Raw genomic sequence first — 12,113 nt, 5'->3', positions numbered from 1 at the left:
TCTGTAGGAGCTGCCGAAGGCTGCGATCTTTTGATTTTTTTTAAAAGCCAGATCAAAAGATCGCAGCCTTCGGCAGCTCCTACAGTAGGTTGAGGCCATCCATGTAAATAGGCCGCCAGACAAACCCCGGAGAAATCCGGGGTTTGTCGTTTCTGGCTACCCCGCTATCATTCGCCGCATTCTTTGGGGGATTTGACTGATGCTTAATGGCCTGTGGCTTGGCTTCTTCATCGTGGCCGCCGTATCAGCGCTGGCGCAGTGGTTGATTGGCGGCAACGCCGGGATCTTTGCCGCGATGGTGGAGAGCATTTTCGCCATGGCCAAGTTGTCGGTCGAGGTCATGGTCCTGTTGTTTGGCACCCTCACCCTTTGGCTGGGCTTTCTGCGGATCGCCGAAAAAGCCGGCATCGTCGACTGGTTGGCAAAAGCGTTGGGGCCGCTGTTCCTGCGGCTGATGCCGGAAGTCCCGGCGGGTCACCCGGCGATCGGCCTGATCACCCTCAACTTCGCCGCCAACGGCCTGGGCCTGGACAACGCTGCCACACCAATCGGCTTGAAAGCCATGAAGGCACTGCAGGAGCTCAACCCCAGCCCGACCATTGCCAGCAACGCGCAAATCCTCTTCCTGGTGCTCAATGCCTCTTCGCTGACGCTGCTGCCGGTGACGATCTTCATGTACCGGGCGCAGCAAGGTGCGCCGGATCCAACCCTGGTGTTCCTGCCGATCCTGCTGGCCACCAGCTGTTCGACTCTGGTTGGGTTGCTATCCGTGGCATTCATGCAACGCCTGCGTCTGTGGGATCCGGTGGTGCTTGCCTACATGATCCCCGGTGCCCTGGCACTCGGCGGCTTCATGGCACTGCTGGCGACGCTGTCAGCCACCGCATTGGCCGGCCTGTCTTCCATTCTCGGCAACCTGACGCTGTTTGGCCTGATCATGCTGTTCCTGGTGATTGGCGCGCTACGCAAAGTTAAGGTCTATGAAGCGTTCGTCGAAGGTGCGAAGGAAGGCTTCGATGTAGCGAAGAATCTGTTGCCGTACCTGGTGGCGATGCTCTGCGCGGTCGGCGTGTTGCGGGCCTCGGGCGCGCTGGATTTTGGCCTGGATGGCATTCGGCACCTTGTGGAGTGGGCGGGTTGGGACACGCGGTTCGTTGACGCGCTACCGACCGCGATGGTCAAACCCTTCTCCGGCAGCGCCGCCCGCGCCATGTTGATCGAGACCATGAAAACGTCTGGGGTCGACAGCTTCCCGGCGTTGGTGGCGGCAACGATACAGGGCAGCACTGAAACCACGTTTTATGTGTTGGCGGTGTACTTCGGCGCGGTAGGAATTCAGCGTGCGCGGCATGCTGTTGGCTGCGCTTTATTGGCGGAGTTCGCCGGAGTTGCCTGCGCAATCGGCGTTTGCTACTGGTTCTTCGGCTAACAAGGGCCCCTTGTAGGAGCGAGCTCGCTCGCGATGGTCGTGAACGATAACGCTGGCAACCTGACACCCAGCGGCCCCCTCAAGCGCTTCGCGATCTAGCTCGCGCCTGGAGAGGGAATGTGCCGGATTTATGGGCGCGGCAGCGGGGCTGCTTTTTGGCCTTGCGCCACCGCCCAATCCACCACCTGCGCCGTCAACTGGTCGCTCGCCAGGCCAAACCCGGCCACCACGGCCGGCACCTGCACGTCGGTCAGCGGCTGGCGCACTTCAAAGCGGCGACTGGCGAGAATCCGCTGGTCATACCCGCGCACCAACAACGCATCCAGACGCACCACCACGGTAGCTGCCGTACCCTGATACTCGGTCTGGAACGCCTGCAAATTGCCACCGAGCTCCAGGTCCGCCTGGAAGTTGCTGTCGTCAGTGCTTAGCAACGGTACCCGGCCGTCACGCTGAAAGCCATCCAGCAGGCGATTGCGCAGCAACACGGGGGCGGGGTCACTCCAACGCGAGGCTTTGTAACTGCTGATCAGGTCGCCCTGGGGAATGACGGCGATGTTCGGGCTGTTCAGTGCCTGACTTGCTTGGGGTTTGGCCAGACGCAACGACCACGGCTGAACGGCGTCGTGCCTGACCGGAGCAGCGCCTTGAGGCGATGGCAGTCGATACACATCCGACGGATCCGACTTGGGCAGGATCGAGCAGGCACTGATCAGCGCAAAACCGGTGAAGAGCAGGGCGCGGGTCAGCTTCATGGGGTGAATTCCTTGTTCTTGTCGTTGCCCAGCAGATATCCGCTGGGATTGGCTTCCAGGCGCTGGGAGATGGCGCGCAACGAGGTCAGCGTATCGCGCAGTTCTCGCACAGCGGGTGCGAGCCCGTTAAGACCCTGCATGCCATTGTTGAGCGAGTCCTGGTTGCTGGACAGCAGCTTATTGATGGTGGCGCTGCTTTGTTCCAGCGACTTCATGGCTTGCTCGGCGCTGCCGAACATCTGCTTGCCCTGATCATTGAGCAGGCCGTTGGCATTGCGCATCAGCGCAGAGGTCTGTTCCAGCATGGCGCCCGCCTGCTTGCCCACTGATGCCAGCTGTTGCATGGCCTGGCGGATATCGCCGCGCTGGTCCGCGATGGTGCCCGTCGTCTGCTCCAGGTGCTCCAGGGTCTTGCTGATGCGCTCGACGTTTTCCGTGGAGAACATCAGGTTGGCGTTGTGCATCAGCGTGTTGACGCCCGCCATCAGGTCGTTGCTGTCGTTCAGCAGGCGAGCGATGGGCGAGGGCGACGCCACGATCACCGGCAGCTTGCCGTCCTTGCCCTTGAGCGTCGGGCTCTGGGGCGTGCCGCCGCTCAGCTGGATGATCGACGTGCCGGTAACCCCGGTCAGCGCCAGCTTCGCCTGGGTGTCTTCCTTGATCGGCGTCTCGCCGCCCAGGCGAATCCGCGCCAGTACCCGACGCGGATCGTTCGGGTCCAGGCGCAGGGTCACCACATCGCCGACCTTGATCCCGCTGTATTGCACGGCGCTGCCTTTGGACAGGCCGCTGACCGCCTCGTTGAACACGATTTCGTAGTCCTTGAACTCGGTATCCACACTGGACTTGGCCAGCCAGAGCCCGAAGAGCAGGGCGGCTGCCACCACAATTACCGTGAACAGGCCGATCAGTACGTGATGGGCTCGGGTTTCCATGTCAGACCTCGTTGAGCTGTTGAGCGGCAGTCAGCGCCGCGCGGCCGCGAGGGCCGTGGAAATATTCGTGAATCCACGCATCGTCGGTTTCCGAAACCTTGTCGATGGCATCCGCCACCAGCACTTTTTTCTGCGCCAGCACCGCCACTCGATCGGTGATGGTGTAGAGGGTGTCCAGGTCGTGGGTAACCAGAAACACACTCAAGCCCAGCGCATCACGCAGGGTCAGGATCAATTGGTCGAAGGCGGCAGCGCCGATGGGATCAAGGCCGGCGGTGGGCTCGTCGAGAAACAGGATGTCCGGATCCAGCGCCAGCGCGCGAGCCAGTGCGGCGCGCTTGATCATCCCGCCGGACAGCGAAGCGGGGTACTTGTCCGCAGCAGACAGCGGCAAGCCCGCCAAGGCCAGCTTTACCGCCGCCAGGTGCTCGGCGTCATTGCGGCTCAACCCCGCGTGCTCGATTAGGGGCAGGGCGACGTTCTCGGTGACGGTCAGCGAGGAGAACAGGGCGCCTTTCTGGAACAGCACGCCAAAACGGCGCTCCACCAGCGAGCGCTCGTGCTCGGGAAGGGCCGGCAGGTTTTTCCCGAAGACCTTCACCATGCCCTCGCTGGGCTGGCGCAAGCCGACGATGCTGCGCAACAGCACCGATTTGCCGCTGCCGGAACCACCGACCACGGCGAGAATCTCGCCTTTGTACAAGTCCAGGTCGAGATTCTCATGCACGCTCTGGCTGCCGAAACGATTGCACAAGCCGCGAACTTCGATCACCGCCTCGGAGGACGCTCGGGGTTGACGACTCACCAGCCCATCTCCATGAAAAACAGCGCGGCCACGGCATCGAGCACAATCACCACAAAAATCGACTGGACCACACTCGACGTGGTGTGTGCCCCAACGGACTCGGCGCTGCCGCTGACCTTGAAGCCCTCCAGACAACCGATGGCGGCAATCAGGAAGGCGAAGATCGGCGCTTTGACGATGCCCACCAGGAAGTGCTGAACGCCAATATCCGATTGCAACAGCGAGAGGAACATCGCCGGGGAGATATCCAGCGAAACCGCGCACACCACACCGCCGCCGATAATCCCGGAGAGCATCGCCAGAAACGTCAGCATCGGCAGCGCGACCAGCAGCGCAAGGACTCGCGGCACGACCAGCAGCTCCATGGGGTCCAGGCCCAATGTGCGAATGGCGTCGATTTCTTCGTTGGCCTTCATCGACCCTATCTGGGCGGTGAACGCGCTGGCGGTGCGGCCGGCCATCAGGATCGCGGTGAGCAACACGCCGAACTCGCGCAGGAACGAGAACGCCACCAGGTCCACGGTAAAGATACTCGCACCAAAACTCGCCAGCACCGTCGCCCCCAGAAATGCCACCACAGCACCGACCAGGAAGGTCAGCAGGGCAACAATCGGCGCAGCGTCCAGACCGGTTTGCTCGATGTGCGCCACCATTGGCGTGATGCGCCAGCGTTTAGGGCGAAACAGGCCGCGGGCGATGGTTTCCAGGATCAGGCCGACAAACCCGAGCAACTGCAGGGTGTCTTGCCAGACCGCGTCCACCGCGCGCCCGATGCGCGTCAGCAGTTGGATGCCGACGCTGACTTCGGGCTCCTTGATCGGCACGCAGAAATCAGTCATGGAACAATAGACGGTTTGCAGCAGTGCGCGATCGGCGCCGGACAAGGTGCAGTCCGGGTGCTCGGCGGACTTGCCAAGCCGTTCGGATCCCAACAACTCCACCAACAACGACGCGCCGGCCGTATCGAGGGCGCCCAGGCCATTGAGGTCGATGTGGGTGCTGTCGTCGTATTGGCCGCGAATGGTTTCGCAAAGGCCCTTGAGGTTGGCGTAATGGGCAAGCGTCCAGTCACCCGTGACCCGCAATCGTGCAGGAGAGTGAGAGGCGTCCAGTTGGGCGTTGCCGGCCGTTGTACTGCTGGTCATAAGCTCCATGCTTGTTCGACTCAATGACTGTGGTACGTAATATCACGCAGCGTATTACTTTTCTTTGATCGGTGTGCTGTCTGTGATCTTGAAACGTAACACGCCAATGACCTGGCCATCCTCGGTGAGCACCCGCACCTGCCAGTTACCTGCCGGATTGCCCGGGAAGTTCTGCTTGTGAGTCCACGCGCGATAGCCTTCCTTGCGCCCGCCATGAATATCCAGCGGGATGCGATCGACCTCTTTGCCGTTGAACTTCCACACGTGGTAAATCCGCTCGTCCAGCCCGCGTGGCGCGTTGATCGCGGTGTAGGCATACAGCCCGCCACCACGGATCTGCTCGACCGTGACTTCATCCAGGCTGTCGCCAGGGGTGCGGTCCTGCAGTTGCGTGCTGATGGCGACATCGGTCATCCACAGTGTCGCCGGCGGCACCCAGGAACGCAGCACCCAGCCGACGCCACCGATCCCCACGGTGATACTCAGGATCGCCACCGCGTTGCGTACCGTGCGAATGGGAAAGATCGACGCCAGGCTGGGAAACGACAGGACCACCGCAGTGCCCAGGGCCAGTTTGAAGCTCTGGGCTGTGGTCAGGTGCAGGATGACGGGCAGGGCGGTCAGCAGCGCGGCGAACAAGGTCAGCGTATGCAGGGCCAGGAACGCCCAGCGGCGGGGGGCCAGCCACTTGTAGTAGAGCGGGTCGATGATCGATATCAGCGCGGCGATACACAGCAGCCCGGTAAAGAACAACTGCCCGCTGTTCCAGGTGGTGGTGATGAAAAAGAACGGCAGGACGAAGAACAGGCTTTCCTGGTGGATCATCTGCGTGGCATAGCGCAGCAAGGGCTGGGGGATCTCGCGCTTGAAGATTTTGGCAAACAGCTTGGTCAGGCTGTTTTCCAGCATCAGCCAGATCCAGCTGAGAACCATGATGATGGTGATCCAGGTCGCCAGCCCTTGCTGGCGATCGACCAGAATGAAACTGCCGACCCCGGAGATAAAACCACCGAGCGCAATGACCCCAGGGTAGCGCTTCATCAATTCCAGTATGCGCTGCACGTACAGGGTCAGGGTTGGCATTCGGCGGTTCGCACTAGTCGTAGGAAAAATCCTCGACAGATTACCGCCCGGGAGGGCGGTGTGGCGAGCAGGCTCGCCCCCGTCGTCATGAAATCTTTCGGCGCAAACGCCACGCCAACAATCCAAGTACCAGCAGGCCCAACATCCCGGCCACCAGCCAGATCAACTCATCATCACTGACCAACGGCTTTTCAATGCGCAGATACCCCGGCTGCAACAACAACGAGCGCATGGCCCGGTTGGCTTCTTCCAGGGTGACGCCCTGCAGATCCCTGGCCGGGTCAGCAAAGCGCCCGTTCTGGAAGTCACCCAGCGCGCCCCAGTAATAATCGGCCAGCGCACTGTTGCCCTGCACGGCCCAGGCCTGACGGGCGATGGCGGCCTGTTTGAGGCGGTTGAAAGTCTCGACGTTTAGACCGTCCTTGAGCAGGCCGGCCTTGAGTTCTTCCAGGACCTGCTTGGCTGCGGGCAAATCATCGCGCTCCAGGTCCGCATTGAGGCTCATGAAACCGACCCCGCCGAACACCTCGCGCTCGGCCGAGGGCCCGTAGGACAGGCTATGTGCCAGGCGCATCTGGCGGTAGAGCGCCCAGTCCAGGTAGTCCTTGAGCAAATCAAAGGTCTCGTCGTGCTGGTCCTCCAGTACCGGCTCGGGCACCAGCCAGTGCAGCTTGGCGCCGTTGCCAACCAGGCCGTGGCTCAACGTGCGCTCGTGGGCAGCCGTTGCCTTGATTTCCGGCAGGGGCGGGTGATCGGTCGGGTCAACCGCCTCGAGCTCGCCATAGGCCCGCTCCAGGTAGGCTGGCAGCAGGCGATCAAGGTCGCCGACCACGATCAACGTCATGTTGTTGGGGGCGTACCAGGCGTTGCGCACGTCCTCGAGCTGCTCGCGAGTCAGGTGATCGACTTGCGCGCGCTCAGGGCATTTGAGGCCCAGTTCCACTGCCAGCTGGTTACTCGCGGTATGGCCCAGATCCTGACGATCGAGCCAACGCTGCAGGTGAGAATAGTGGCCACCGTCCTCACGCTCCACCACCTGCTTGGCGGCATTGATCGCGTTGTCGTCAAAACGGGTCTGGGTCAACAGGGCCAGCAACAGATCCAGCACTTTGCGCTGGTTTTTCGCCGGCGCCTCTATGACGAACGTGGTGTCGGCGTTGCTGGTGTAGGCATTCCATTCGCCGCCCAGGGCCTGCATGCGCTCTTCCAGCCCACCTTCGCCGGTGGCGTCGATGCCGCTGAACAACAGATGTTCGAGCAGGTGCGGCAGCTCCTTGTCGGCACAACCGAAGTCATCCAGACCGACGCCCACCACCAGGCGAATCGCCACGTGACCACGGTCCATGCCGGGCTTGAGCAGCAATTGCAAACCGTTGGGCAACGTATAGCCCTCGACCTGGAAGCGATCCAGGGCGAATGAGGGTAATGAGCCAAGCAGTAGACAGGCGAACAACAGGCAACGCATAACGGGCTTCCAGGCAACCTAATCGGAGATCCATGTCGTCAGTCAGGCCGCTTTCGCGGGCAAGCCCGCTTCCCCATTAGATTTTTGGGGCTCACAACCCCCTGTGGGAGCGGGCTTGCTCGCGAAAGCGGTCTTGAGGCTGAACCAATGTTACTGACTCACCACCTTGGCAGACGTTCAAGGCGAATGTGTGATGTCCGCCAAATCGTCCACCGCCAGCGCACCTGTGTCGGACGTTTCCAGCACTGCATAGGCACTGCTGCAAAACAGTGAATTGAGGCGCTTCATGTCGGCAATCAGCTCCAGATGCAAGGAACTGGTCTCGATACTCTGCACAATCTTGCGCTGCAAACGGCTCACATGGGCATGCGCCAGGCGCCGTTCCTGCGCGCGAAAGCGACGTTTCTCACGCAACAACTGGCGGGCGCTTTCCTTGTCGGAACTGAGGTACACCGACAACCCCAGGCGCAGGTTGGAGATCAGCTGGCTGTGCAGCCCCGCCAACTCCTCCAGGCCCACTTCGGAAAATGACCGACGCTGCGAAGTCTTCTGTTGCTGGACCTTGCGCAGCATACGTTCGATCAGGTCGCTGGCAAGCTTTAGATTGATCGCCAGCTCGATGGTCTCCGCCCAGCGTCGACTGTCCTGCTCGCTCAAGTCTTCACGGGGCATTTGCGCCAGGTACAGCTTGATCGCGCTGTAGAGCGATTCAACATCATCCGTCAGGCGGCGCATTTCCTGAGTCACGGCCGTCTGCTTGCCGTGCAGCACATCGAGCATGGCTTCGAGCATGTTATCGATCAGGTCGCCGATGCGCAGGGTTTCCCGTGCCGCGTTGGCCAGCGCCAGGCTGGGTGTGACCAGCGCAGTCAGGTCCAGGTGGCGAGGTCTGGCCGTGCCATTGATCTCCGGACGTTCCGGTAGCAACCAGGCACACAACCTGGCCATCGGCCCCACGCTGGGTAGCAGGATCAGGCAGCGCACGGTGTTGTAGAGCAAATGGAAGCCGATGACCATTTCCTGCGGGCTGAAGTCGAGGCTGTCGATCCAGTGCACCAAAGGGTCCAGCACCGGAATGATCAGCAATAGCCCTATCAGTTTGTACAACAGGCTGCCGAGCGCAACCTGCCGGCCTGCGGCGTTTTGCATGCTGGTGCTGAGGAAGGCCAGCACGCCGCTGCCGATGTTCGCGCCAATCACCAGGCCGATAGCCACCGGCAGGCTGATCACTCCCGCGCCGGCAAGCGTGGCGGTGAGCAGCACGGCGGCGAGGCTTGAGTAGGAGACCATCGCAAACAGCGCGCCGACCAGGGCGTCGAGCAGGATATCGCCGGTCAGCGAGGCGAAAATCACCTTTACGCCTTGGGCCTGGGTGATCGGCGCGGCGGATTCAACGATCAGCTGCAGCGCCAGAATGATCAAGCCCAGACCAATGCTGACCCGTCCCATCTGCCCAAGTCGCGTCTGCTTGCGGGATAGGAAGAAAATCACCCCGACAAAAATCAGCAGCGGCGACAACCAGGACAGATCGAAAGTCAGTACCCGGGCCATCAACGCCGTGCCGACGTCTGCGCCAAGCATGGTCGCCAGCGCCGGGGTCAGTGCCATCAGGCCCTGTCCAACAAAAGAAGTGACGAGCATGGCCGTGGCGTTACTGCTCTGGACCATGGCCGTCACGACGATGCCGGAAATAAACGCCAGCCAGCGCCTGGACATGTTCTGGCCAATCACATGGCGCAGATTGGACCCGTAGACCCGCAGGATGCCGGTTCGGACGATGTGCGTGCCCCAGATCAGCAGGGCCACGGCAGATAACAAATTGAGCAGGGTGAGCATAAAGGCCCCCTGTGGTGGTAGCGCCCCAAAGGAGCAAGTTGACGTGCCGCGCGTTTTTCTACGTTCTGTACTTAAGCTGTAGTTGGCTAACGGTCTGCGCGCCAGCATCGCATAGCTAAACAGATGATTGAAACAAAAGTGTCATAAAAACAGCTGGATGGAAAAACAAAATAGGGACCCTGAGGTCCCCATTCATGCCCTGTGGGAGCGAGCCTGCTCGCGATGGTATCGAGGACAACGAGTTGACTCAGTCAGTACGCGTTATCGTTGACGACCATCACGAGCAGGCTCGCTCCCCCAGGTTTCATGCAGGTTAGCGATATTACTGGCCAGGAATATCCTTGCGCAGTTTCACCGGGTCCTGCTGCTTGCGCTTTCTTGCCATGGCAGTGCGCATCTTGATGTTGAACGCTTCCACCGCCAGCGAGAACGCCATGGCGAAGTAGACGTAGCCTTTGGGTACGTGGACTTCGAACGACTCGGCGATCAACACGGTGCCGACTACCAGCAGGAACGACAACGCCAGCATTTTCAACGACGGATGCTTGTCGATGAACGAGCTGATAGTGCCGGCCGCCAACATCATCACCAGTACGGCGACAACAATGGCCGCGACCATGACCGGTACATGGGAGACCATGCCCACCGCCGTGATCACCGAATCCAGGGAGAACACGATGTCGATGATCGCAATCTGGATGATGGTGTACAGGAAGTTGCCACCCTTGCCGGTCGGTTCCTCACCGGTCTCGTCTTCGCCTTCCAGCGCGTGATACATCTCTTGCGAGCTTTTCCACAGCAGGAACAGGCCGCCGAAGAACAGGATCAGGTCACGCCCGGAAATGCCTTGGCCGAAGACCTCGAACAGGTCTGCGGTGAGCTGCATGACCCAGGTAATCGACAGCAACAACAGGATTCGCGTGACCATGGCCAGCGCCAGGCCGAAGATCCGGGTACGCGCCTGCATGTGTTTGGGCATGCGGCTGACCAGGATCGAAATCATGATGATGTTATCGATACCCAGGACGATTTCCAGGGCGGTCAGGGTAAAGAAGGCAACCCAGATCTCAGGGTTGGTCAGCCATTCCATGTGTATTCCTTTGAGGATGTGTTGAACCACGAAGGGTCCGGGCTTCGATCAAAAAGCCAGGACCCTTCACGGTGAGTCTTGGGCTTATAGAGTGCTGAACAGCGGAAAAACCCCCATCAGCAATGCTGCAACAAGTATGCACATGCACACCAGAACTGCCCACTTCAGGGTAAAGCGCTGGTGGTCACCGAAGTCGATACCGGCCAGGGCCACCAACAGATAAGTCGAGGGTACCAGCGGGCTCAACAAGTGGACGGGCTGACCGACGATCGAGGCACGTGCCATTTCAACTGCGGTTATACCGTAATGACTCGCTGCTTCGGCAAGTACCGGTAACACGCCGTAATAAAATGCATCGTTCGACATGAAAAATGTGAACGGCATGCTCACCAGCGCGGTAATCACTGCCAGGTACGGGCCGAGGAAATCCGGAATCACCGCCAGCAGGCTTTTCGACATCGCATCAACCATGCCGGTGCCCGACAGGATACCGGTGAAAATACCGGCCGCGAAGATCAAACCGACCACTGCCAGCACGCTGCCGGCATGGGCCGCAACGCGATCTTTCTGCATTTGCAGGCAAGGGTAGTTGACGATCATCGCGATACTGAACGCCACCATGAACAACACCGGCAGTGGCAACAAGCCGCCAATCAGGGTGCACATCAGCACCAGCGTCAACGCGCCGTTGAACCAGATAAGCTTCGGACGGCGGGCATCCGGGAATTGCGAAACGCTGATCTCACTGTGGTCAATTTCATCGCCCGCCAGGTGCAGTTCACCCAGACGAGCGCGTTCGCGTTTGCCGTAGAAGTAGGCAATTGCCAGGATCGCCACCACACCCGCCAGCATCGCCGGAATCATCGGCACGAAGATGTCGGACGGGTCCACGTGCAGCGCGCTCGCGGCACGGGCGGTCGGGCCACCCCACGGGGTCATGTTCATCACGCCACCGGCGAGGATGATCAGGCCGGCCATGATGCGCGGGCTCATGCCGATGCGGCTGTAGAGCGGCAGCATGGCCGCCACGCAGATCATGTAAGTGGTCGCGCCGTCACCATCAAGGGAGACGACGAGCGCCAGTACGGCGGTGCCGACCGAAACTTTCAGCGGGTCGCCCTTGACCAGTTTGAGGATCTTGCGCACAGCCGGGTCGAACAGGCCGGAGTCGATCATCAGGGCGAAGTAGAGAATCGCGAACATCAGCATCACACCGGTCGGCGCGAGCTTGGTGATGCCTTCGAGCATCATCGGACCGATCTTCGGCGCAAAACCACCGAACAGGGCGAAAACAATCGGGATGATGATCAGGGCAATCAGCGCGGACAGGCGCTTGGTCATGATCAGGAACATGAACGTGATGACCATGGCAAAGCCAAGGAAAGTCAGCATGGGAATACTCCAGGCGTGGCGCGGCTAGGGGAAATGAGCGAACCGGGTGAGGTCAGCGCAGAACGGGAAGCACGAGTCGAGCGGGCGGAGTTACAGCGCAGGGGCGGATTGAGAAGGACATCAGGATCACCATTGTTGTTGTTAAATGGGCCGTGCGAGCAGCAAAACACTCGTGTGG

Annotated in this window: 10 protein-coding genes; 1 reads left to right on the top strand and 9 read right to left on the bottom strand. The window is 60.6% G+C overall.

The annotated features are described in order from the left end of the window. The first annotated feature begins 199 nt into the window (after nucleotides 1-199). The gene (locus tag AAEZ09_RS21805; protein ID WP_045059129.1) at nucleotides 200-1,429 is read left to right on the top strand and encodes a spore maturation protein; all 1,230 of its coding nucleotides are present in this window, start codon (nucleotides 200-202) and stop codon (nucleotides 1,427-1,429) included. 128 nt (nucleotides 1,430-1,557) lie between these two features. Here the strand turns inward: AAEZ09_RS21805 and AAEZ09_RS21800 are convergent, their stop codons facing one another. The 9 genes from AAEZ09_RS21800 to AAEZ09_RS21760 form a co-directional block, all read right to left on the bottom strand. After that, entirely contained in the window at nucleotides 1,558-2,184 is a 627-nt protein-coding gene (locus AAEZ09_RS21800; protein ID WP_350600741.1) for an ABC-type transport auxiliary lipoprotein family protein, read from the bottom strand. Continuing rightward, nucleotides 2,181-3,119 (bottom strand): MlaD family protein, encoded by a 939-nt coding sequence (locus AAEZ09_RS21795; RefSeq protein ID WP_350600740.1) that lies wholly within the window; start codon nucleotides 3,117-3,119, stop codon nucleotides 2,181-2,183. The genes AAEZ09_RS21800 and AAEZ09_RS21795 overlap by 4 nt, the downstream gene beginning before the upstream one ends. Before the next feature lies 1 nt (nucleotide 3,120). Beyond that, the gene (locus tag AAEZ09_RS21790; protein WP_045061642.1) at nucleotides 3,121-3,924 is read right to left on the bottom strand and encodes an ABC transporter ATP-binding protein; all 804 of its coding nucleotides are present in this window, start codon (nucleotides 3,922-3,924) and stop codon (nucleotides 3,121-3,123) included. Continuing rightward, the gene (locus AAEZ09_RS21785; RefSeq protein ID WP_350600738.1) at nucleotides 3,921-5,069 is read right to left on the bottom strand and encodes an ABC transporter permease; all 1,149 of its coding nucleotides are present in this window, start codon (nucleotides 5,067-5,069) and stop codon (nucleotides 3,921-3,923) included. Before AAEZ09_RS21785 ends, AAEZ09_RS21790 begins: the two co-directional genes overlap by 4 nt. A 54-nt stretch (nucleotides 5,070-5,123) precedes the next feature. Continuing rightward, a complete protein-coding gene (locus AAEZ09_RS21780; RefSeq protein ID WP_045061644.1) occupies nucleotides 5,124-6,152 on the bottom strand; it encodes a DUF5924 family protein in 1,029 nt (342 codons plus the stop codon). 85 nt (nucleotides 6,153-6,237) lie between these two features. Beyond that, a complete protein-coding gene (locus AAEZ09_RS21775; protein ID WP_350600737.1) occupies nucleotides 6,238-7,617 on the bottom strand; it encodes a M16 family metallopeptidase in 1,380 nt (459 codons plus the stop codon). 177 nt (nucleotides 7,618-7,794) lie between these two features. Next, nucleotides 7,795-9,453, bottom strand: coding sequence for a Na/Pi cotransporter family protein (locus AAEZ09_RS21770; RefSeq protein ID WP_045061646.1), 1,659 nt, complete (start codon nucleotides 9,451-9,453; stop codon nucleotides 7,795-7,797). A 322-nt stretch (nucleotides 9,454-9,775) separates the two neighbouring features. Beyond that, nucleotides 9,776-10,543, bottom strand: a complete 768-nt coding sequence (locus AAEZ09_RS21765) for a TerC family protein (protein WP_045061647.1) — start codon at nucleotides 10,541-10,543, stop codon at nucleotides 9,776-9,778. A gap of 84 nt (nucleotides 10,544-10,627) precedes the next feature. Continuing rightward, nucleotides 10,628-11,935, bottom strand: a complete 1,308-nt coding sequence (locus tag AAEZ09_RS21760) for a CitMHS family transporter (RefSeq protein WP_350600735.1) — start codon at nucleotides 11,933-11,935, stop codon at nucleotides 10,628-10,630. Between the last annotated feature and the right edge of the window lie 178 nt (nucleotides 11,936-12,113).

The organism is Pseudomonas sp. 65/3-MNA-CIBAN-0223 (assembly GCF_040310425.1).
GTDB classification, from domain to species: Bacteria; Pseudomonadota; Gammaproteobacteria; order Pseudomonadales; family Pseudomonadaceae; genus Aquipseudomonas; species Aquipseudomonas gregormendelii.
This window is presented reverse-complemented; position numbering and strand designations above follow the sequence as displayed.

Coding starts and splice junctions, on each gene's coding strand:
- AAEZ09_RS21805 (WP_045059129.1), top strand. CDS start 200: ATGCTTAATGGCCTGTGGCTTGGCTTCTTCATCGTGGCCGCCGTATCA.
- AAEZ09_RS21800 (WP_350600741.1), bottom strand. CDS start 2,184: ATGAAGCTGACCCGCGCCCTGCTCTTCACCGGTTTTGCGCTGATCAGT.
- AAEZ09_RS21795 (WP_350600740.1), bottom strand. CDS start 3,119: ATGGAAACCCGAGCCCATCACGTACTGATCGGCCTGTTCACGGTAATT.
- AAEZ09_RS21785 (WP_350600738.1), bottom strand. CDS start 5,069: ATGACCAGCAGTACAACGGCCGGCAACGCCCAACTGGACGCCTCTCAC.
- AAEZ09_RS21780 (WP_045061644.1), bottom strand. CDS start 6,152: ATGCCAACCCTGACCCTGTACGTGCAGCGCATACTGGAATTGATGAAG.
- AAEZ09_RS21775 (WP_350600737.1), bottom strand. CDS start 7,617: ATGCGTTGCCTGTTGTTCGCCTGTCTACTGCTTGGCTCATTACCCTCA.
- AAEZ09_RS21770 (WP_045061646.1), bottom strand. CDS start 9,453: ATGCTCACCCTGCTCAATTTGTTATCTGCCGTGGCCCTGCTGATCTGG.
- AAEZ09_RS21765 (WP_045061647.1), bottom strand. CDS start 10,543: ATGGAATGGCTGACCAACCCTGAGATCTGGGTTGCCTTCTTTACCCTG.
- AAEZ09_RS21760 (WP_350600735.1), bottom strand. CDS start 11,935: ATGCTGACTTTCCTTGGCTTTGCCATGGTCATCACGTTCATGTTCCTG.